The following is a 21,611-nucleotide window of genomic DNA, read 5'->3' as shown; positions in this document are numbered from 1 at the left end:
CGGTGGAAGACTTCTCCCACCGGCCCTGCCCGATCAGAACTTCACGCCCACTTCGAAGCCGTACTGACGCGGGCTGTTGTAGCTGGCAAGCGTCGTGGTTCCCAGCGCGTGAGGCCCGACCGCCATCGGCGTGCGCTCGTTGCTGAGGTTGCGACCGATCGCCGAGAGCGACCACATGCCCTTCTGCAGCGTGACCTTGGCGTTGAAGAAGGTCTTCGGCCCGGTCTCCAGTTCGTTCTGGACGTCCCAGTAGACGTTGCCGCGATGCGACATGTCGCCGTGGAAGGTCAGCGTCATGTCATCGGCCAGTTCCGCCTCGTAGTCGATCCCGGCCTGCGCGGTGAAGCGATAGATCTGCGGGATCACGTTGTTGTGATACTGATCCGGGTTCTCGGGCACGAAGTTCTTGATCTTCACGTCCGAGTAGCCGAGCGAACCGCTGAGGCTGAGGCCATGCATCGGCCGCACCGACAGTTCAGCCTCGGCGCCCATCACCTGCGTCTTGCCGATGTTCGAGATGGCGGTGAAGATGCCGACGTTCTCGATCACGCGCGAGGTCGAGAACTGCTGGCCCTTGAAGTCGGTATAGAACGCCGCGCCGTTCAGCGTCACCAGGCTGCCGCCGAAATTGCTCTTGAAGCCGACTTCGTAGTTGTCTGCGGTTTCCGGGTTGTAGGTCAGCAGGGACTCGTCGCTGCTGCTCGGGTTGAAGCCGCCCTTGCGGTAGCCGCGCGAATAAGTCGCATAAGTGAACAGGTCCGGGCTCACCTTGTAGGAGACCGAGGCCTTGCCCTGCGGTTCGCTGAACTTCTGCTTCAGGATCTGGCCGGACAGGCGATCGAAGTAGGACTGGTTCTCCCAGTCGTAGCGGAAGCCACCGGTCAGTTCGAGCTTGTCGGTCACCTCGTAGGAGACCTGGCCGAACAGGGCGAAAGTCTCGTAATGGCGCAAGTTGTCGTTGTAGCTGGAAGTGCCGCCGACCGGGTCGTAGCTGCTCTGGTAATCGCGCTTTTCATCCTGGTAGTAGCCGCCGCCGTTCCACTTGAGCGGGCCGGTCCCGTCCGAGGTCAGGCGCAGTTCCTGCGACCACGTCGTATCGACGAAGCGCACGGTCTGGCTGGCGAGGTTCGCGGCGGTATAGTCGGCGTCCGCCGCAGTCAGTTCGCGACCACGCGAATAGGCTGTCACCGAGGTCAGCGTCGCGAAGCCCGGCATCGCCCAGTCGGACTTGAGCGAATAGGCGCGCAGCTTGGAGCGCACGACGCCCGCCTGGTTCTCGCTCGGCAGCGGAATCGTGTCCTTGAAGTCGGCGTCGGGAACCGCCGCCAGCCAAAGCCCGCCGGTCTTGCTGTCGGTGGTCGAGGCGCTGAGCGCGAAAGTGATGTCCTCGGTGGGGGTGAACAGCAGCGAGCTGCGGGTGGTCAGTCCCTTGCCGAAGTCGGCGTTCTTGGGGTTCGCCAGGTTCTTGATGAGGCCATCGGTCTCATACGCGCTGGCGCCAGCCGAGAAGTACAGCTTGTCCTTGATGATCGGACCGGACAGGCCGACCATGCCGCGCTTCTCGTCGCCGTTGAGATACTGGAACGAGGCGTTTCCGGTGTATTCGTTGGTCGGCTTGCGGGTCACGATGTTGATGGCGCCCGCGATCGCGCCACCGCCGTAGAGCGTGCCCTGCGGACCGCGCAGGATCTCGATCTGCTGAACGTTGACGAGATCCTGCTGGAAGAACATCTGACCCGGCTGGACGACGCCATCGACGACCGTGGCGAAGGGAAACTCACCGTCACGGCCAAGCGTGGTGAAACCACGGAACGACACGGTCTTGTAGCCAGGATAGAGGCCGTCGAGCACGACGAGGTTCGGCGTCAGGCGCACCGCGTCCTGCAGCGTGCGCAAGTCGGCATTGCCGATCTTGGCGGCGGTCACGACGCTGATCGGATCGGCTACGGTCTGCGCGGTTTCGTTACGCTTGCGGGCGGTGACGGTGATTTCGTTGGGCGCTGCGGCCTCGTCGGCCGTCTGCGCCATCACCGGCGCCGAAGCAAGGAAGGCTCCGGAAACGAGTGCGGCACCGATCAGCGCCCCGGTCGAAATGGCATTCAAATATCGTGTCTTCATGGATCAAACCCTCATGCGCTGTAAGGCCGGGACGCCGCCGCGAATTGCGAAGGCGGGCCAACTGTCTTCCTCCTGGAGCCTGCTTTCCTGCCGCGCTCGTTCCGGCGCGCTCCTCTTGTCTGCATCGCGAGCCTTGCGGCCGACCTCGATGCTTTCATTTCAGCCCGGTGCGATCAATGCGATCGCCATCCCGGTTTCATTGTCGCTGACGCAAATTAGCCTGCGAAAGCGATGCCGAATTTCAATCCGCAAGCGCCATCGCAGGCTGCACGGCAGCGCCATTGCCCAGGCAACCCAGCCCTGCAAGCGTCGCCGCAATGCGCCGGGCATCCTCGGCACTCACGTCCTGGAACGGTGACCGAACCCGGCCACCGGGCACGCCCCGCGCATTGAGCGCGGCCTTGAGAATGGCGGCGGCGGAGCCGAAGCGCCCCACCAGCGAGGGCGTGAACCATTCGCGCATGATGACGCGGTCCTTTGCACCGCATGCCAAAGCGCCGTCGAAATCGCCTTTCCACGCCAGATTATAGAAATCGGGCTGGTTGTGCCCCAGCACGCCGCCCGCCCCCATGGTGCCGTCGGCGTCGTGCAGACGCACCATCATCAGGCCCACTTCGTCAAGCGGCAACCCGAAGACGCGCACCTTGTGATGCAGCGCGAAGAACGTCGCCATGAAGCGCGCCATATCGCCCGTGGACTGCTTGATGGCGACCACCGCATCGAAGTCGGCGATCCGCTCGAGCAGGGCAAGCGACATGTCGATGCCCGTGCCCGGCGGCCAGTTGTAGACGCAGATCGGCAGACGGCTACGCCGCGCGATCGTGGCATAGAAAGCCAGGATATCCTCGTCGCCGGGACGTGCGTATGGCGGCGGCGTGACCAGCGCTCCGGAGAACCCTGCTGCGTGCGCCTTGTCGATATGCGCGATGACCTCGGCAGGCGTATAGGCGCTGCAGCCGGCCAGAAGCGGCAGATGCCTGCCCATCTGTGCACCGGCAGCCTCGAACAGGGCATGCCGCTCGTTGCCGTCGAGGCTGAACCACTCGCCGGTCGTGCCGGCCACCACAAGGCCGTGCATGCCCTCGCCGTGCAGCCATTCCAGCAGTTCCCCAAGCCCCGCGAGATCGAGGTTGCGATCCTCGTCGAACGGCGTGGTGATTGCCGGCAGATAACCCTTCCAGGCAATCCGGTCCCGTTTGTCGGCCAAGAGAATCTCCTAAACATCGATCGCTTGCGGCGATCATCCGGAGGTAGCCGGTGGACAGCGCATCGGCCGAGAAGTTGATTGCGGGTGCCGCAACGGACGCCAGCCGCACTGGTCAGCCATCTGCAAGGACGAAACGATCGCTCGGCGCACCACGCGCCTTGACGGCCATTCCGATTGGCGGCATGCATATAACTGCAACATGATATAATCTTTAAACTTCCGAGCGCGTACCGATCGACAGCGTCAATTCCGGAAAGCCAGGGAGAGAGACATGAAGATGCGCGCCGCCGTTTTCGAAGGCGCCGGGCTTCCGCTCGCCATCCGCGAGGTGGACGTTCCGCGTCCCGGGCGCGGCCAGTTGCTGGTGCGTGTAAAGCGCTGCGGGGTATGCGGCAGCGACCTGCACCTGACGGAAGCGCATGCCTCATGGCAAGTCCCTCATGGCACCGTTCTCGGTCACGAATTCGCGGGCGAGGTCGTCGAAATGGGAGAAGGAACCCGGCACGACTGGCGCGAAGGCGATCGCATCGCAGCGCTGCCCTACATCGGCTGCGGCCGATGCCTCGAATGCCTGGCCGGCTACCCGTTCCACTGCCCCGAAACGCTCAGTCTGGCGACCGGCGACGTGGTGGGTGCGTTCAGCGAATACGCGGTGATCGGCGCACGCGAAGCCGCCAGGCTTTCCAACAACCTCTCATGGGAACAAGGCGCCTTCACCGAAACCGGTGGCTGTCGGTGTTCACGCCGTCGCTCGCGCCCGTATCGAACTGGGCGCGCGCGTGCTGATCGTCGGCGCCGGCCCGATCGGCCTGAGCGCCGCCGCCTGCGCCCGACTGGCGGGTGCCGGGGCGGTCGTGGCCTGCGCGCGAACCGATCGCCACGCCGACCGTGCCATCGCCATGGGCGCGACGGCATTCTTTACGAATGACGAGAACCTTCGGCAAAACTTCATCCGCCACGCCGGCGGACCACCCGAGATCGTGATCGAATGCGCAGGCGTCCCCGGTATGCTGGACTTGTGCTCCGACCTCGTCGCCCGGCGTGGCCGGGTGATCGTTGCCGGAGGGTGCAATGGCGTGGACCCGCTCAAGGTGCTGACACCGCTGTGCAAGGAAATCAGCTTCCAGTTCGTGATCTGCTACTCCATCCGCGAATTCGCGCTGGCCGAACAACTGATCGCCTCGGGCCGCATCGATCCGATGCCGATGTACGACGGCTTGATCCCGCTTCACGAACTGCCTGCCCGGTTCGAGGAACTGCGGCGCGACAAGAATGCCTGCAAGGTGATGGTGGATCTCGATGCCTGAACAACCGCTCGTCGAACTGGAGATTGCCGGGAAGGTCGCGCAAGTGCGGTTCAATCGCCCGCAAGCGCTGAACGCCCTCAACTTCGCCATGATCGACGCCATGGCCGCTGCGCTCGACGAGGCCGAGCGGCAGGCACGAGTGCTGGTGCTGTCCGGCAATGGCCGCGCCTTCTGTTCGGGCGCCGACTTGTCCGGCGGCTTTGCCTGTCCAGCCGAGTGCGACGAGGAGCAGGACTGCGGGGCGCCCCTGGAAACGCATCTCAATCCGCTGATGGCCCGGCTTCGCGCCTTGCACATTCCCTGGATCAGCGCCGTGCACGGTGCGGCGGCGGGCGGCGGCGCGGCGCTCGGGCTGGCGGGCGACATGGTGCTGGCGACGGAGGATGCGCAGTTCGTGATGGCCTTCGCACGCATCGGGCTGGTGCCCGACAGCGGCATCTTCCACATGCTGGTCCGCACGATCGGCCGGGTGCGCGCCAACGAAATGATGCTGCTGGGTGGTCGTTTCGGGGGCGAACAGGCCCTCGAATGGGGCCTCGTCAACCGCGTCGTTCCCGGCGAGCGGCTGATGGCCGAGGCGCTGGAACTGGCCCAGCGGATCGCCGAGGGACCGGCTTCGCTCGCTACCATCCGCAAGCTGTCATGGTCGGCGCTCGACGAGGATTTCGCGGCGATGCTCCGCGTGGAACGCGAAGCGCAGCGCGATAGCGGCCGCACGCAGGACTTTCGCGAAGGCGTTTGCGCCTTCCTCGAAAAGCGCCCTCCCCGCTTTACCGGTGCCTGATCGGCTTGCTGTCGGCGAACGTGCAAGCGCGCTTGAACTCTCCCGACCGGACCATCTCGTGCGCGAGCGCATCGAGCCGCATCAGGTTCAAAGCAGCACCTTGGCCGTCAGGCGCGAGCGCTTGGCCTTTGACTTGCTGTCCAGCGCGGAGAGTGCGGCATCGATACGCTGGCGGGCCGCGCCGAAGATTTCCTCGCGATAGCGGGCATCGCTCTGCGCGGCGGTGAAGGCCTGGCGGACTTCCTCGTGCGCCGCACCGACGGTGGCACCCATCAGCAGCATCAGGATGCTGGACAGCGAGCGGCGCATGAACACGTCGTCGTCGATACCGCCGGCACTCCATTCGTGGATGCGGCCGTACTGCACGTTCGACAGATCGACGAGCAGTTCGCGCACGACCACGCCGGGATGCAGTTCGCGCCGATCCTCCACACCCTTCAGCCAGCCGAGCCACGAGCGGGTGGCAAGGTCGATCAGAACCGCGTGGATGGTGGGATGCACCGTCGGCGAGAAGTAGAGCGCGATGACCGCGCGCATGTAGTTGGGAATGTCGATGTCGCGCAGCGTGCTCGTCGTCTGGCGGGCGAGTGCGCCGGGGAAAGTCTGTGCATCCTCGTCGAACTCGGTGTGAGTGACGAACTGCTCGAAGTAGGTGTAGATCGCCAGGGCGATGACCATCTCCTTGCTGCCGAAGGCATTGTAGACGGTCTTGGTCGAGACATCGGCCCGGCGCGCCAGTTCGCGCATGTTCATCTGGTCGAGCCCGTTCTCGCTGATGATCCGCCGCGCTTCGCGCAGGATGCGGCGACGGCGATCGAACATCGCCTCGCTGCTGTTGATCATCTTCTGGATGGCCAGAAGCTCGACATCCTGCGGGAAGCTCATGACGACACCTCGATCCCGGCGGAGCGCGGGGGACGGGTTCCATCGGGCGGCGTGGCATGGAAGGACGACAAAGGCATTTTCACGGGACGCTTTCCAACCGGCCCCACGGACCGAAACTCGTTGCAATTTTTACTCGATCTCATCCTGTATCGCATATCACAATGCCCTGCGATGGCTTTTTGCCACCCAATCAGTATCGCCCGCCGTCACTGGAACCTGACGTTGACCGTCGCACCATACGTCGCCGGAGCGCCGACGAAGCGGATGTCGGCGTCGTTCTGGCGCAGCGAGTTCGTGATGTAGAACTTGTCGGTCACGTTGCGCCCCCAGATGCTGAACGTCACGTCGCCCATCTCGATGCCCGCGCGAAAATCCAGCAGGGCCCGTGCGTTGAGCTTGAAGCGCTCCGGCTCGCCCAGCTTGGAATTGGACGCCCCGGCATAATCGACGTTGGCGCCAAGGAAGACCTCGCGATCGCCCGCCAACGGGAAGCGGTACTCGACATCGACGTTGCCCTGCCACTTGCGCGCGAAGGGGAACGGCTCGCCGGTGAAGTTGCCCAGCGCGCCACTGTAGTCGTAATTGACGAAGTTGCCGTCGATCCGCGTCTTGGTGAAAGCCAGCATCGGCTTGATCGTCAGCCCGTCCACCGGGATCAGCGTGGCGGCCAGATCGAAGCCGATGATGTGCGACTTGGGCACGTTGACCAGCGCATTGAGCGGCCCGAAGATCGGATCGAGCAGGGCGCCCAGCAGTTGCTTGTTGCGATAGTCGTAATAGAAGCCCGACAGATCGAACGAAATGCGCCCCTGCGCCTGCGTCGTCTTGATGCCCAGTTCGTAGGCCAGCACGCTCTCCTGCGTCACCGGCAGCAATTGCGGGCGGTTGAAGCTGACCGAGATCGTCGGGAAGCTGCCCGCCTTGTAGCCCTTGCTGACATTGGCATAGAGCAGCGTCGCGCGGTCCAGCTTGTAGTTGAGGCCCGCGCGCCACGAGACGTTGTCCTCGGTCAGCGTGTTGCGTTCGAGCGCGGGGAGATAGTCCGGCGCGCCCGTCAGCGAGAAGCACTGGCCAACGCCGATCTGCGCAGCGGGCGGCAGGCCATTGAGGCCGCGCAGATAGTCCGAGATCGCCTCGAACACGGCGGCGGCATTGCCGTCACCCGCGTCGTAGCCGCAGCTTTCGTAATTGCGCCTGGACTTCGTGTAGCGCGCGCCTGCCAGCAGGGTGAGGCGATCGGTCAGCGGGTATTCGACGTTGGCGAAAGCCGCAAAGGTGCGGATCTTCTGGCGCGAATAGTCGTAGTTCGTGCCGAGCGGCAGGCCGAATACGAATGCCGAACTGGAATCCGGATATTCCTGGTAGAACTGGTCGAACACCTTGTCGTGTTCGTAATTGCCGCCGACCATCCACGATCCGCGCCCGCCGAAATCGCCCGAGACGCGCAGTTCCTGATAGAATGTCTCGATGTCGCCGGTCTGCGGCACGTACATGTTGGTATAGCTGGTGCCGTCGCCGTCGATCGGCTGGAAGCGGTGGAAGTCCTGATACGAGGTCAGCGAAGTCACCGTCACGCCGCCAAGGTCGAAGTCGCCGCGCAGCGATGTGAAGACCATGTGGTTGTTGCGCCGCCAGTCCCGCCCCTTGTCCCAGCTGGCCGCGCGCGTGTTCTTAGGGGCCACCGGGTAATTCAGGTAGCCGTCGGGCGGCGCCACGTTGGTGCCGTTCAGTTCGACCCCGAAGAACTGCGGGATCACTTCCTCGGACCGATCCCGCCAGCCGCTGACATTGAGCGTGAACTTGACCGCGCTGCTCGGCTCGAATTCGGCAAGGAAACGGCTGTTGAGGAAGTCCTTCTTGCCCAGCTTGTCGCCGTTGACATAATCGTACTGCCAGCTGCCGCTCTGGATCGTCCGTCCCGCAAGGCGCACGCGCAACGTTTCGGAGATCGGGCCGCTGACGAAGCCTTCCACGTCGGTCGTCCAGAACCGGCCGAGACTGGCATTGAGCCCGGCGCTCAGGTGATCGGTCGGCGTATTGGCGATGTAGTTGACCGCGCCGCCGGTGGAGTTCTGCCCGAACAGCGTACCCTGCGGCCCCTTCAGCACCTCCACGCGCTGAAGGTCGAGGGTCACGCCCTGCGTCTCGGCCGAGAACGGGATAGGTGCCTGGTCGGTATAGACGCTGACGGTCGGCCCCGCACCCAGCGCCGAGTCCTGGAAGCCGATGCCGCGGATCGTGTAGACCGGCGTCTGGTAGATCGATTCATTGGCGAAGAACCCAGCGGTCACTTTCGACAGGCCGGCGACGTCGGTGATGCCGGTGCGGCTCAGTTCCTCGCCTGAGGTCGCCTGGATAGACATGCCGACGTCCTTGATCGACTGCTCGCGCTTTTGCGCGGTGACGATGATCTCCTGCATCTCGCGCTCGTTGGCGGGTGCCTGCTGTGCCATGGCAGGCGCCGCGGCCAGTGCGATGGTGGCGACCGATGCCGCAAGGGCATGGCGCGGTGAAACTCGAACCGTCATTCTACTCTCTCCCCTGTTCATCTCTCGTTGCCCCCGAAAGGTTGGAGATTTTCCGGAAAAATCCTGCCGCCTACATCTTCACGCCCAGCGTCGCCCCGTACGTACGCGGGGCCGAGGGGGTCGATCCGAACAGCTCCACGCGCTGGATCGTCCATGCGCGGATCTTGTCGTTCAGCAGGTTCTTGCCCCAGAGCCGCAACGACCAGCGATCGTACAGGCTGGTGTACGTCAGCGAGGCGCCGAGCAGGTTCTGCGTCGGCTCGCGCACGATGTTCTGCGTGTCCCAGTAATAAGGCCCGCGCCGGGTGTAGTTGACGGCGGGCGTGAAGCGGCCTGCTTCAGTCTCGATGTCGTAGCGGGCACCGGCGGTCATCGACCACCTGGGCGCGGACTGCAGGCGGTTGCCGGTCGCATCCCCGGTCGTGGTGGTATAGCCGCCGCCCGTCAGCGTCACGTAGAACTGCGCGTTCTCGTAATCGCTGTAGCGCGCATTGGTGTAGGCCACCGAGGCGTCGAGATAGAGGCCGGGGATCGGCACGATTGTCGATTCCACCTCGAAGCCGTCGATCCTGGCCTTGGCCGCGTTGGTCTGAAGCGTCACCGCGTTCTCGACGATGGTGACCTGCAAGTCCTTGTAATCGTAATGGAATGCCGAGGCGTTGAGCTGGAATCGGCGATCGAACAGCTGCGCCTTGAAGCCCACTTCATAAGCGGTCAACTTCTCCGGCTGGACGGCGGGCGCGGCCGCGTTGCCGGTGTTGAACTGGCCGGAATTGTAGCCCGTGCTGACGGTGCCGTAGACCATCAGGTCAGGGTTGAAGCTGTGGTTGAGGGTGACGCGCCAGGTCGGCTGGCTGAAGTTCTTCGACTGCCGCGTGACCGCGCCCGGCGCGCCATCGACGTCGGTGTGGCCGCTGACTGACCGGCTGTCGAAGGTCATGCGGCCGCCGACGATGAGGTTGGTGCTGGGCAGGAACGTCCAGGTCGCCTCGCCGAACCCGGCGTAGGAATTGGCCTTGGTGTCGCCGAAGATTTCCAGCCTGGCGCCGCCCAGTTCGGCGCCGTTCAGCTCGATCGGATTGAACGCCGCGTCGAAGTACATGTAGTAGAGCCCGGCAACCCACTTGAAGTTACCCTGGCTGGGCGACACCAGCTGGACTTCCTGCGTGAAGCCCTTCGCCGTCTCCCAGATCGGCCCCTGCAGGTTGGCGGTCGGCGAGCCATCCGAGTCATAGGGCCAGAAGGTGCGCACGTCGGTATAGGCGCTGATCGACACCAGCTGCGCCCAGCCCATGTCGTGACGGACCGAAAGGCTGCCCGCGCCGACTTTCGTGCGCACGTAAGTATCGTAGTCGGAGGTGAGGTTGTAGAAACCCGCCGTCGTCGAACCGTCCAGCGCCGTCGTCCCCGCCATCGGGCTATAGGCGTTCGACTGGCTGCGCATGAAGTGATACTCGCCGGTCAGCGTGATCTTCGTGCGATCCGTTGGCTCCCACAGCAGCTTGGCGCGAATGTCGTGCGACTTCTCGGTATAGGCATCCTCGCCGGTAGTGACGTTGCGGCCCCAGCCGTCGCTCTGATCGTAATAGGCCCCCGCCACGCTGACCGCGAGCGTATCGCTGAGACCGGTGGAGGCGTAGAACTTGCCCTCCACCGTCTCGTAATTGGCATAGCCGATCGAGGCGTCGAGCGTGGGCTTGTGGCTGGGCTCGCGGGTGGTGATGTTGATGACGCCGCCGTTGGAATTGCGGCCGAACAGCGTGCCCTGCGGCCCCTTCAGCACTTCCACCCGCTCGACGTTGTTGAGCGCGAAGTTGGTCATCAGCGGGCTGATCTGCAGCACCCCGTCGACGAAGATGCCGACCGAGGATTCGTTGCCCGCCGTGACGATCGGCTTGCCGACGCCCCGAATGAACGGCGCGCCGTTGTAGCTCTTCTGCCAGGTCAGCGCGGGTACGGCGGTGGTCAGCTCGTCCGCCGTGTTGATGCCGCGCCGGGTCATGGAATCGCCCGTGATCGCGGTGATCGAGATCGGCACGTCCTGAATGCGCTCGGAGCGCTTCTGCGCAGTGACGACGATTTCCTCGATAGCGGCGTTCGCCTGTGTCGCCCGCTCTGGCGGCGGGGTCGACTGGGCGAAGGCGATGTTCGGCACCGTCGCCACGACGCAGGCAATAGCCATGGCGTTACGGCTCGTAAATGAGCACATGTTACAATCCTCTCTCCGGACCGCTCTCCCCGAGCGTCTTTATGTTTTCAAATCCCGCCTCCGGCAGCGCCAGATAACGCGATTCAGGCCTTTAAGGTCAGTAATTCGCAGGAATCATCCCGCTCCCCCTATTCGCTGGCCGTCTCTGTCGAGCCCTGCGAATCCGTGCAGCATGCCTGCCGGTCATTTCCATATCGCCGTCAAAATGAAACACGACTCGATATTTTTTACAACATGTTTTTATTCTGGATGCCGAGCTACTTTCCAATGGGGCGCCCGAAGACCGCAGGATAGGAGAAAACTGGGACAAAACCGGATGAAGACAGTCGATGCGAAAGCGCGGCAGTTCAGGCCGCTCGATATCGACCTCGATGCCCCACTTCTGGCAAAATCTGCATTCTTCGCGATAGTTCCTACTCAGGCTATCATTCAACCATCTATTTTAAATAGATATTTTTATAAAAATGACACCGATCGCACCAAACAATTGCAACGCGTTACAAAATACCTTACGCCTTCAGGAACCGAGCACAGGGTCGCCGCTCCGGTCACAGCCGAAAAGCAGCGCCCCTGACAAAAAGCGAAAAGAACCGGTGGGATGATGAGAGGATCGATGATTAGCCGTACGCTGCTGCAATCCGCCTGCGTGCTTGCCCTGCTGGCGAGCGCCGGTTGCGGAAAGGCGCCCGGTTCGGGCGACGCCAACGATGCCCCGCTCGACACCACTTTCGGCGAGCGGATCGTCGCGGCCGCCAAGGAGCCGGGCAACTGGCTGACCACCGGCCTCAATTATCAGGAAACCCGGTTCAGCCCGCTCGATTCGATCAACCAGAGCAACATCGGCAAGCTCAAGCTGGCGTGGTCCTACGATCTGGACACCAATCGCGGGCAGGAATCGACCCCGATCGTCGTCGACGGCGTGATCTATACGTCCAGCGCCTGGTCCAAGGTGCAGGCCTTCGACGGCGTGACCGGCAAGCTGCTGTGGCAGTTCGATCCCAAGGTGCCCGGCGATGCCGCCGTCAACGCCTGCTGCGACGTGGTCAATCGCGGCGTCGCCTACTGGGACGGCAAGGTCTTCGTCGGCACCATCGACGGCCGGCTGATCGCCATCAACGCCAAGACCGGCCAGCAGGTCTGGTCGACGATGACGATCGATCCCAACAAGCCCTATTCGATCACCGGCGCCCCGCGCATCGTCAAGGGGCTGGTGATGATCGGCAACGGCGGCGCCGAGTTCGGTGTGCGCGGCTACGTCTCGGCCTATCGTGCCGACACCGGGACGATGGCATGGCGCTTCTACACCGTGCCCGGCGACCCCGACCACCCAGACAATGCCGCGTCCGACGCCATCCTCGACAAGCTGGCGAAGAAGACCTGGGACAAGGATCACTGGAAGATCAGCAACGGCAACGGCGGCGGCACGGTCTGGGATTCGATGGCCTACGATCCCGATCTGGACCTGCTCTATGTCGGCGTCGGCAACGGCAGCTACTGGCCGCAGAAGTACCGCAGCCCGAACCCCTATCCGGGCGGCAACAACGACAACCTCTTCGTCGCCTCGATCCTCGCGCTGCGGCCCGAGACGGGCGAATACGTCTGGCACTATCAGGCGACGCCCGGCGACCAGTGGGACTATACGTCGACCCAGCACATGATCCTGGCGGATCTCAAGATCGACGGCAAAGTGCGCAAGGTGCTGATGCAGGCGCCCAAGAACGGCTTCTTCTACGTGCTCGACCGGCAGAACGGGAAGCTGATCTCGGCCGAGCCGTATTCCAAGGTGACGTGGGCCGACGGCGTCGACCTCAAGACCGGGCGTCCGCGCACCAGGCCGGAGGCGAACTATTCGCTCACCGGCAAGCCGTGGAGTTCGGTGCCCGGCCCGCAGGGTGCGCATGGCTGGCCGCCGATGTCGTTCAACCCGCAGACCGGCCTCGTCTACCTGCCGACGCAGGAGATCGGCTTCACTTACGAGCTGGCGAAGAACTTCAAGCCGCTGCCGCGCGGGTACAACATCGGCTCCGACGTCTCGGTCAACAAGCTGCCGGTGGAGCCGGTCAAGCTGGAGAAGGCGCGCGAGACGGTGAAGGGCTTCCTCACCGCCTGGGATCCGGTGAAGGGCAAGGCGGCGTGGCGCGTGCCGATGCCCAACGGCGCCAACGGCGGCGTGCTCAGCACCGCGGGCGGCCTCGTGTTGCAGGGCGGATCGACGGGCTACTTCAACGCCTACGACGTCAAGGACGGCCGCAAGCTGTGGAGCTTCGACGCGCAGTCCGGCATCGTCGCGGCGCCGATCAGCTGGGCCAAGGACGGCACGCAGTACGTCACCATCATGGTGGGCTGGGGCACGACCGAGGGCCTCGGCGTCGGCCCGATCAACTGGGGCAAGACCGGCCCGCGCCGCAACATCAGCCGCGTGCTAACCTTCGCGCTGGACGGCAAGGCCGCCCTGCCCGCGATGAAGGCCGGGGCAGACAACACCCTCTCCCCTCCGCCCCAGTTCGCCGATGCGGCGACGATCGAGGAGGGACGGCAGATCTACCACCGTTCCTGCTACGGCTGCCACGGCTATGGCGCGATGAGCGGCGGCGTACTGCCGGACCTGCGCTATTCGGGCACGCTGGGCAATCAGGAGGCCTGGGATTCCGTGGTCCTGCAGGGGCTGCTCAAGGATCAGGGCATGGTCAGCTTCGCCCCCAACTACACCCCGGCAGAGGTCAACGCGATCCGCGCCTACGTCATCGACCAGGCGCACAAGAGCGTCGAGTTCGGCAGCAAGTAAGGAAGGACGCAAGGAGGCTTATGCCCATTCCCTTAGAGCGGGGCTGCTATGGCGAAGAACACGCGATGTTTCGCGACAGCGTGCGCAAGTTCTTCGCGCAGCACCTCCTTCCCAACCTCGACCGGTTCGAGGACCAGCGCGAAGTGGACCGCGATTTCTGGCGCGCGGCGGGCGCAGCGGGCCTGCTCTGCCCCACCGTGCCCGAAGCTTACGGCGGGCTAGGCCTGGACTTTCGCTACAACGCGGTGGTGACGGAGGAGCTGTCCTACGCCGGATCGTCCGCCAGCCTGCCGCTGCAGTCCGACATCATCGCCGACTACTTCGTCGATTTCGGCACCGAGGAACAGAAACTGCGCTACCTGCCCGGCATGGTGGACGGGTCGGTGGTCACCGCCATCGCCATGACCGAGCCGGGCGCCGGGTCCGACCTCAAGGGCATCAAGACCAGTGCCCGGCGCGATGGCGGCGACTACGTCATCAACGGGTCGAAGACCTACATCTCCAGCGGCAAGCACTGCGACGTGGTGATCGTGCTGGCCAAGACCGACCCGGACCTCGGCGCGCGCGGGCTCAGCCTGTTTCTCGTCGACGAGGGCACGCCGGGCTTCGCGAAGGGGCGCAAGCTGGACAAGATCGGCCAGCATTCTGCGGATACCTCCGAACTGTTCTTCGACGACGTGCGCATTCCGGCCGAAAACCTGCTGGGTCAGGAGAACAATGGCTTCATTCAGGTGATGAAGCTGATCCCGCAGGAGCGGCTCAGTCAGGCGATCATGGGGCAGGCCGGCGCGCAGCGGGCCTTCGACGAGGCGCTCGGCTTCGCGCGCGACCGCAAGCTGTTCGGCACCACGCTGCTCGACATGCAGAACACCCGCTTCACCCTCGCCGAACACCGTGCGATGCTGCAGGTCGGCTGGGCGCACCTCGACCACTGCATCACCCGCATGGCCGAGGAACGCCTGACCAACGAAGAGGCCTGCGCCGCCAAGCTGTGGCACACCGAAATGCAGTGGAAGATCACCGACGAGGCGCTGCAGATCCACGGAGGCGCCGGGTACATGAACGAGTACACGATCGCCCGGCTCTGGCGCGATGCGCGGGTGCAGCGGATCTACGGCGGCACATCCGAAGTGCTGAAGGAAGTCATCGGGCGGACGCTTTCCTGAGGGATAGATTCGCCTGACCCAACAATAAGATCGGCCCGGCAGCGGCCGAAACAGAGGAGATTGTCGATGACCTGGACTTCTGCGGACGGTGCGTTCTCCATCGCCCACCCCGATCGCTTCTACATCGGCGGAGAGTGGGTCGCCCCGCTCAGCGGGCGGGTGTTCCACCACGTCAATCCCGCGACCGAGGAAGTGCAGGTCGACATCGCCGAAGCCACCGCCGAGGACATCGACCGCGCCGTCACCGCCGCGCGCGACGCCTTCGACAACGGCCCCTGGCCGCGCATGACGCCCAGGGAACGCGCGGGCTATCTGGTCAAGCTGGCCGATCTCGTGCGCGCCGGGTCGGTCGAACTCGGCCATGCCTGGACGCGCGAGATGGGCATCGTCCACGCCGTCTCGCAGGGCGGCGGCGCGGCCTTCGCCGGGTACATCGACCAGCACGTGCGTTTCGCCGAAAGCTTCCCCTGGCAGGAGACCCAGCCCACCACCGACGGGCTTGGCGGCGAGGCACTGCTGGTGCGCGAACCGGTGGGTGTCGTCGGCGCCATCATCCCGTGGAACGCGGCCTTCATCCTTGCGCTGGTGAAGATGACCCCGGCGCTGCTGGCGGGCTGCACGGTGGTCCTCAAGGCCTCGCCCGAGGCGCCGCTGGGGCCTTATGTCATCATGGGCATGATCGACCAGATCGGCCTGCCGCCGGGCGTCGTCAACTTCGTCACCGCCGACCGCGAGGCGTCGGAGCGGCTAGTGCGCCATCCCGGCGTGGACAAGATCAGCTTCACCGGCAGCACGGCAGCGGGCAAGCGCATCGGCTCGCTCTGCGCCGAGCGCGTGGCACGCTTCACGCTGGAACTGGGCGGCAAGTCCGCAGCGCTAGTGATGGATGACTACGACGTCGACAAGGCCGCTACGACCCTTGCCAATTCAACGGCTTACATGACCAATCAGGTCTGCGCCGCGCTGAGCCGCGTAGTCGTGACCGACCGTAACCACGATGCCATGGTGGAGGCGCTGAAGACCCGCTTCGACCAGATCCAGGTCGGCGATCCTTATGCCGAAGGCAGCCAGATGGGCCCGCTCGCCATGTCCCGCCAGTTCGACCGGGTGATGGACTACATCGCCATCGGGCAGGGAGAAGGTCGAATGATTACAGGCGGTTCGCGCCCCGCCGAACTCAATCGCGGCTACTATGTCCAGCCGACGATCTTCACCGACGTCGACCCCGGCGCCCGCATCGCGCAGGAGGAAATCTTCGGCCCCGTCGTCGTCGTGCTGCGCGCGAAGGACGAGCAGGACGCGGTGCGCATCGCCAACCAGAGCCACTACGGCCTCGACGGCGCGGTGTTCACCAACGACCGCGAAAAGGCCTATTCGGTCGGGCGGCAGGTGCGCACCGGGACGTTCGGGCAGAACCTGCACCGGATGGACTTCGGCGTCTCGTTCGGCGGCTTCAAGCAGTCCGGAATCGGCCGCGAAGGCGGTTTCGACGGGCTGAAATCGTTCTGCGAGACCAAGGCGATCATGCTCGATCCGCAACTGGCCTGAACGGCACTCAACGGCACCCAAGGGTACCGCAACGACACCTCAACGATACGGGGCGGCACGCAAACGACCGCATCCGGGGGAGAAGACGATGACTGGAATCCTCGGCGGCGAAGTCGCCGTCATCACCGGCTGTTCGCGCGGCCTCGGCCTCGTCGTCGCGCGGCGCATGGCGCAGGAGGGCGCCGCCCTCGTCATCACCGCGCGCGACCCGGCGCGGCTGGAGGAGATCGCGGCGGGCATCCGTTCCGACTTCGCCGTCGAGGTCCGCTGCGTCGCCGCATCGTTCGACGATGCGGGCATGGCGGCGCGGCTGCGCGAGGCGGCCGATGTGCTGGGCGGGGCGACGATCCTCGTCAACAACGCCGGGATCTTCCCCGCCGCCCTCCTCGCCGATGCCGACGATGCGATGCTGCGCGACGTGATGACCTGCAACTTCGACGCCCTGTTCCGCATCTGCCGCGAGATCGCGCCGGGCATGGCGCAGCGCGGCAAGGGCAGCATCGTCAACATCTCGTCCATCGCCGCGCGCACGCCGACGCCGGGGCTCTCGCTCTATGCCGCCAGCAAGGGCGCGGTCGAGGCGTTCAGCCGCGCCATCGCCGCCGAGCTGGCGCCCGCCGTGCGCGTCAACTGCGTCTCGCCCGGTCCGCTGCTCACCGAAACCGCGATCGCCATGACCGAGAGCGACACCACCGGCGCCGTCGACGAAGTCGACCGGGGCATCCCGCTGCAACGGCGCGGCACGCCGGAGGAAGTGACCGAGGCCGTGCTGTTCCTTGCCAGTTCGCGCGCCAGCTGGACGACCGGCGAGGTCATCCAGGTCAACGGCGGCGGAGTCATGGCCTGAATTTCGCGGCACCGGCCCGCTCCCCCACCCGTCCGTCCATCGGCGATATCCTGTGGGCGGCCGGGTGGGGGAGCGGGCCGGTGCCGCACCGAAGCAAGCTCTGAAGTCTTCTCAATATTGCTGCGAAAGGGATTGTCTTGCGTATCTCCGAACTCAAGATCCGGGTGGTCCAGCCCGACGACTTCAAGTTCATGTGGCGCAAGGACTTGCCGCCCGTGAGCATGACGATGACCGTGTTCGAGCTGGAAACCGACGAAGGCATCACCGGCTACTCCACCTCCTGGCTGCCCGCCGCCCCGCACGAGATCGCGCAGTCCGCCGATCACTTCCTCAAGCCCATGATACTGGGTCAGGACCCGCTCAACCGCGAGAAGCTGTGGCACGACATGATGGGCATGGCGCGCTTCCTGATCCCGCCCAAGGCCGCCAGCCAGATCGACTTCGCGCTGTGGGACATCGCCGGCAAGATGGCGAACCTGCCGGTCTACAAGCTGCTGGGCGCCTATCGCGACAAAGTGCCGGTCTACGACACCATGCAGTCGCAGGACACCGCGCAGGAGGTCGCCGACCTGATCCTGGCGGCCAAGCAGCGCGGCGTTCCCGCCGCCAAGCTGCGCGCCAAGCCCGATCCGAAGATGGACATCGAGGCCGCCCGCCTCGCCCGCGAGGCCGTTGGCCCCGACTACGTGCTCATGTTCGACGCCACCAACAGCTACGACTGGGAAGACGCGATCAAGGTCGGCCGCGCGCTCGAGAAGCTGGACTTCTTCTGGTACGAAGACCCGATGCCCGACTGGGACATCGCCGGTTTCCGCCAGCTGTGCCAGTCGCTCGACATTCCGGTGCTGATGGGCGAGGCGATGATGCGCGGGCCGCAGCAACTGGGCAGCATCCTTGTCGAAGGCGCGGCGGATTCGGTGCGCGGGGTCGGCGATCTCATCGGCGGCATCACCGGCATGCGCAAGATCGGCGCCACGGCGGAGATGCTCGGCCGCCGCATGGAGCCGCACGCCTATGGCTCCACCATCGTCCAGGCGGCGCACCTGCACTACATGCTCTCGTGCCGGAACTGCACCTATTTCGAGATGCCCTATCCGCGCCACGGCCTCGACTTCGGCATGAAGGATATCGTCCATATCGACGAGAACGGCTGGGTCCACGCCCCCACCGCGCCGGGCCTCGGCTACGAGATAGACTGGGACGTCATCGATAACGCCACGATCGCGCGGTACTGAGCCGCGCAGGCGGGCGGGCAATGGGGTAGCGAACTTCATTCCGCCCGCCGCGCTTCATCCTCTGACGGCGGGTTTGGGTGGGGCGCTGCCATTGCCCCTCGCCTTGCGTCATCCTGAACTTGTTTCAGGATCCATCGGGCAGTTGGTGCCGGTATGTTGTGCCGCAAACTGCTATCTCGGTTCGCTGATCACGAAACCGAGTTATCGGCTTGATGGACCCTGAAACAAGTTCAGGGTGACGGCGGATTTGGGTGGGAAGCGGCCGTCGGTTCCTCCCCGGCACGGGGAGGGGGACCACCCGCAGGGTGGTGGAGGGGCACCCGCGGTTCGCATGCCATCGCGTCGATACGCTTCCAAACGCCCGCCGATCGAGGTCCGGCGATCCACCGCGTGCCCCTCCACCATGCTGCGCATGGTTCCCCTCCCCCAAGGGGGAGGAATGGGGCGCAAGCTGCCTATCGATTAAAAACAGAACAGCCGAATGCCCCCGGCAGCACGGATATGCTGCGTAAAGCCCTGTCCCACGCCGGTCCTCTATCGATTCCACGCTCGTCGCGATGAGGGCAAGTTAAAAATATTATAACACGATGCAATTGAACGGGAGAACCAGAATGCCCCAGATCCCCAGGATCGTCCGCTTCACCACCCGCCCGGAACGCCACGCGGAACTCGGCGAGCGCCTGAAGGCCCTCGTCATCGAAACCCGCAAGGAACCCGGCTGCATCCGCTACGATCTCTTCGCGGACGAGGCCGGACGCTGGACCGTGATCGAAGTCTGGCGCGACATGGCGGCCTCCGACAGCCACCTTGCCCAGCCGCTGGTCGTCGAACTGATGCCCCTGCTCGAAGGCTTCCTGACCGAGCCGCCGCATATCGAGGAGCTGGAAGTCGTGGTATGATGGAAAACGTGTTGTAATCTTATCCGACCATGTTATGCCGTCCTCAAGGAGAGTGATAACAGACCATGTCGGACGCAACCGATCCTGCGCGCCTGCCTGACGGGCACGACGCGCTTGACCCCGCCAGCTTCCACGACCTCGTGCTGCGCCATGACGGCGCGGTGCTGCGCGTCACCATCGACCGTCCGAATGCCGCGAACAGCCTGAGCGACCGCCTGATCGCCGAACTCGGCCGCCTGTTCGCGGGGCTCTACTGGCGCAGCGACATCCGCGTGGTGGTGCTGGGTTCGACCGGCAAGCATTTCTGCGCCGGGCTCGACATGAAGGAGCGGCAGGGCCGCGCCGATCCCACTGCCGCCGGTTCGCTCATCGCCCAGCGGCGGATCAGCGAGATCGTCATCGCCATGCGCCGCTGCCCGCAGCCGATCATCGCCCACCTTACCGGCGCGGCGAGCGGCGGCGGCTTCGCGCTGGCGCTGGCGGCCGACGTGCGCGTCGCCACGCCGGACCTGCGGATGAACGCGGCCTTCGTGAAGATCGGCCTCAGCGGCTGCGACATCGGCGTCAGCTACTTCCTGCCGCGCATCGCCGGGGCCGGGTTCGCCGCCGAGTTCCTGATGACCGGCCGCTTCATCGATGCGCCCCGCGCCCTGGGCGGCGGCCTCGTCTCCGCCGTCGCCCCGCCGGACGAGATCGACGCGGTGGTGCAGGGTTTCGTGGACGACATGCTGGCCACCGCCCCGCTCGGCCTGCGGCTGACCAAGGAGGCGCTCAACTGCGCCATCGACGCAGGCGGGCTGGAGCAGGTCATCGCGCTGGAAGACCGCAACCAGATCCTGTGTACTTACGAGCCGGAATTCGAGGCGGCGCTTGCCGCCTTCCGCGCCCGATCCTCGGGCAAGACCGCATAAGACGGACATTTGGGAGAGCATTCAGATGAAGATCACCGGCATCAAGGCCCACATCCTCAAGCGCACCGAGCCGATCTACAAGTGGAAGGAGCAGTGGGCCGCGCGCAGCCTCGACCATGTCTTCGTGCGCCTGCTGACCGACGTGCCCGGCGTCGAGGGCCAGTGCCTGACCTACCTGATGAGCCCGATGGAGTTCAAATACGCCCTCCCCGGCCTGCAGTCGGTGCTGATCGGCCGCGATCCGCATGAGGTGGAGGCGATCTCGTTCGAATTGACCGACCGGCTGGAGCGCCCCACGCCCGTCGCCAGCGCCATCGACATCTGCCTGTGGGATCTCATCGGCAAGGCCCACGGCGAGCCGATCTATCGCCTGCTCGGCGCCGCGCGCAACCGTATCCGCGCTTATGCCAGCACCTTCTACTATGCCACGCCCGAGGAATACTGCCAGCTGGCGCTCGAATGCCGCGATCAGGGCTTCAACGCCTACAAGATCCACCCCTCCGGCATCCCCGACAAGGACATCGCAATCTGCCGCAAGGTGCGCGAGGCGGTGGGCGACACGATGGACCTGATGCTCGACCCGATCAACGAGTACGACCGGCAGGGCGCGCTCAAGGTGGGCCGCGCGCTCGATGAGCTGAACTTCTACTGGTACGAAACCCCGCTGCCCGATTCCGACATCCCGGGCCTGCGCATGCTGAGCGAGGCGCTGGACCTGCCGGTGACGGCGGTGGAAAGCGTCGAGCAGGGCCTGCGCGCCTATCCCAAGTACGTCGGCGCGGTCGATTCCATCCGCGCCATCGGCGACTGGATCGGCGGCATCTCCGCCATGCGCAAGGCCGCCGCCTTCTGCGAAGCGAACCAGATGAAGTTCGAACCGCACAGCTACGGCACCGTCAGCGTCATGGCCGCGCACCTGCACGTCATGCTCTCCACCCATTACTGCGATTTCGTCGAGATCGCGGTGCCGCAGGGTTGCCTCGACATCGGCATGAAGGACAAGCTGTGGATCGATGCCGACGGCTGGGTCAGCGCGCCCACTAAGCCGGGGCTGGGTTACGAGGCCGACATGGACGAGATCGAGCGCCTGACGGTCGAACTCCTCGAAGTCGGCGAGTTGGAGGAAGGCGCGCGGATCGAGGGCCGCAAGACGGCCTGGACCTGACGGTGGCCCCGCGGAGC

The 21,611-nt window shown here is 64.8% G+C and carries 17 protein-coding genes; 12 read left to right on the top strand and 5 right to left on the bottom strand.

Translation table 11 applies throughout. The features are described from left to right. Nucleotides 1–33: 33 nt before the first annotated feature. Both V2S85_RS05190 and V2S85_RS05185 read right to left on the bottom strand, forming a co-directional pair. Nucleotides 34–2,118: a TonB-dependent receptor gene (locus V2S85_RS05190; protein WP_330701806.1), complete on the bottom strand. Its 2,085-nt coding sequence runs from the start codon at nucleotides 2,116–2,118 to the stop codon at nucleotides 34–36. A gap of 241 nt (nucleotides 2,119–2,359) precedes the next feature. After that, nucleotides 2,360–3,325 (bottom strand): dihydrodipicolinate synthase family protein, encoded by a 966-nt coding sequence (locus V2S85_RS05185; protein ID WP_330701805.1) that lies wholly within the window; start codon nucleotides 3,323–3,325, stop codon nucleotides 2,360–2,362. A 271-nt stretch (nucleotides 3,326–3,596) separates the two neighbouring features. On the opposite strand from V2S85_RS05185, the gene V2S85_RS05180 reads away from it, so the two are divergent. Genes V2S85_RS05180 through V2S85_RS05170 form a run of 3 tightly spaced genes read left to right on the top strand, consistent with a single transcriptional unit; the run spans nucleotide 3,597 to nucleotide 5,416 of the window. After that, the gene (locus V2S85_RS05180; RefSeq protein WP_330701804.1) at nucleotides 3,597–4,253 is read left to right on the top strand and encodes an alcohol dehydrogenase catalytic domain-containing protein; all 657 of its coding nucleotides are present in this window, start codon (nucleotides 3,597–3,599) and stop codon (nucleotides 4,251–4,253) included. After that, complete coding sequence (locus V2S85_RS05175) at nucleotides 4,180–4,632, top strand: zinc-binding dehydrogenase (RefSeq protein ID WP_330701803.1); 453 nt, start codon at nucleotides 4,180–4,182, stop codon at nucleotides 4,630–4,632. Before V2S85_RS05180 ends, V2S85_RS05175 begins: the two co-directional genes overlap by 74 nt. Beyond that, a complete protein-coding gene (locus tag V2S85_RS05170; protein ID WP_330701802.1) occupies nucleotides 4,625–5,416 on the top strand; it encodes an enoyl-CoA hydratase-related protein in 792 nt (263 codons plus the stop codon). Before V2S85_RS05175 ends, V2S85_RS05170 begins: the two co-directional genes overlap by 8 nt. Before the next feature lie 87 nt (nucleotides 5,417–5,503). Here V2S85_RS05170 and V2S85_RS05165 read toward each other — a convergent pair whose 3' ends face one another. The 3 genes from V2S85_RS05165 to V2S85_RS05155 all read right to left on the bottom strand — a co-directional run bounded on the left by V2S85_RS05165 (nucleotide 5,504) and on the right by V2S85_RS05155 (nucleotide 11,011). Beyond that, nucleotides 5,504–6,301, bottom strand: a complete 798-nt coding sequence (locus V2S85_RS05165) for a helix-turn-helix domain-containing protein (RefSeq protein ID WP_330701801.1) — start codon at nucleotides 6,299–6,301, stop codon at nucleotides 5,504–5,506. A 206-nt stretch (nucleotides 6,302–6,507) separates the two neighbouring features. Next, on the bottom strand, nucleotides 6,508–8,829 hold the full coding sequence (locus V2S85_RS05160) for a TonB-dependent receptor (RefSeq protein ID WP_330701800.1): 2,322 nt from the start codon (nucleotides 8,827–8,829) through the stop codon (nucleotides 6,508–6,510). Between the two features lie 70 nt (nucleotides 8,830–8,899). After that, entirely contained in the window at nucleotides 8,900–11,011 is a 2,112-nt protein-coding gene (locus V2S85_RS05155) for a TonB-dependent receptor (protein WP_330701799.1), read from the bottom strand. Between the two features lie 343 nt (nucleotides 11,012–11,354). Between V2S85_RS05155 and V2S85_RS05150 the strand changes: the two genes are divergently transcribed. The 9 genes from V2S85_RS05150 (at nucleotide 11,355) to V2S85_RS05110 (ending at nucleotide 21,594) form a co-directional block, all read left to right on the top strand. Further along, nucleotides 11,355–11,612 (top strand): hypothetical protein, encoded by a 258-nt coding sequence (locus V2S85_RS05150; protein ID WP_330701798.1) that lies wholly within the window; start codon nucleotides 11,355–11,357, stop codon nucleotides 11,610–11,612. A gap of 39 nt (nucleotides 11,613–11,651) precedes the next feature. Then, the gene (locus V2S85_RS05145; RefSeq protein WP_330701797.1) at nucleotides 11,652–13,823 is read left to right on the top strand and encodes a PQQ-dependent dehydrogenase, methanol/ethanol family; all 2,172 of its coding nucleotides are present in this window, start codon (nucleotides 11,652–11,654) and stop codon (nucleotides 13,821–13,823) included. A gap of 65 nt (nucleotides 13,824–13,888) precedes the next feature. Further along, nucleotides 13,889–14,989, top strand: a complete 1,101-nt coding sequence (locus V2S85_RS05140; RefSeq protein WP_330701796.1) for an acyl-CoA dehydrogenase family protein — start codon at nucleotides 13,889–13,891, stop codon at nucleotides 14,987–14,989. A gap of 66 nt (nucleotides 14,990–15,055) precedes the next feature. Continuing rightward, nucleotides 15,056–16,537, top strand: a complete 1,482-nt coding sequence (locus tag V2S85_RS05135; protein WP_330701795.1) for an aldehyde dehydrogenase — start codon at nucleotides 15,056–15,058, stop codon at nucleotides 16,535–16,537. A gap of 88 nt (nucleotides 16,538–16,625) precedes the next feature. Continuing rightward, entirely contained in the window at nucleotides 16,626–17,384 is a 759-nt protein-coding gene (locus V2S85_RS05130; protein WP_330701794.1) for an SDR family NAD(P)-dependent oxidoreductase, read from the top strand. A gap of 137 nt (nucleotides 17,385–17,521) precedes the next feature. Further along, nucleotides 17,522–18,619: an enolase C-terminal domain-like protein gene (locus tag V2S85_RS05125; protein WP_330701793.1), complete on the top strand. Its 1,098-nt coding sequence runs from the start codon at nucleotides 17,522–17,524 to the stop codon at nucleotides 18,617–18,619. Between the two features lie 611 nt (nucleotides 18,620–19,230). Continuing rightward, nucleotides 19,231–19,518: a putative quinol monooxygenase gene (locus tag V2S85_RS05120; RefSeq protein ID WP_330701792.1), complete on the top strand. Its 288-nt coding sequence runs from the start codon at nucleotides 19,231–19,233 to the stop codon at nucleotides 19,516–19,518. 65 nt (nucleotides 19,519–19,583) lie between these two features. Continuing rightward, entirely contained in the window at nucleotides 19,584–20,429 is an 846-nt protein-coding gene (locus V2S85_RS05115; RefSeq protein WP_330701791.1) for an enoyl-CoA hydratase/isomerase family protein, read from the top strand. A gap of 25 nt (nucleotides 20,430–20,454) precedes the next feature. Beyond that, nucleotides 20,455–21,594 carry an enolase C-terminal domain-like protein gene (locus tag V2S85_RS05110; protein ID WP_330701790.1) on the top strand — a complete coding sequence of 380 codons (1,140 nt, stop codon included), beginning with the start codon at nucleotides 20,455–20,457 and terminating at the stop codon, nucleotides 21,592–21,594. Nucleotides 21,595–21,611: the final 17 nt, after the last annotated feature.

Source organism: Novosphingobium resinovorum, from assembly GCF_036352595.1.
Classification (GTDB): Bacteria; Pseudomonadota; Alphaproteobacteria; order Sphingomonadales; family Sphingomonadaceae; genus Novosphingobium; species Novosphingobium resinovorum_B.
Note: the sequence above shows the minus strand (reverse complement) of the source record. Positions and strands in the feature narration are given on the sequence as shown.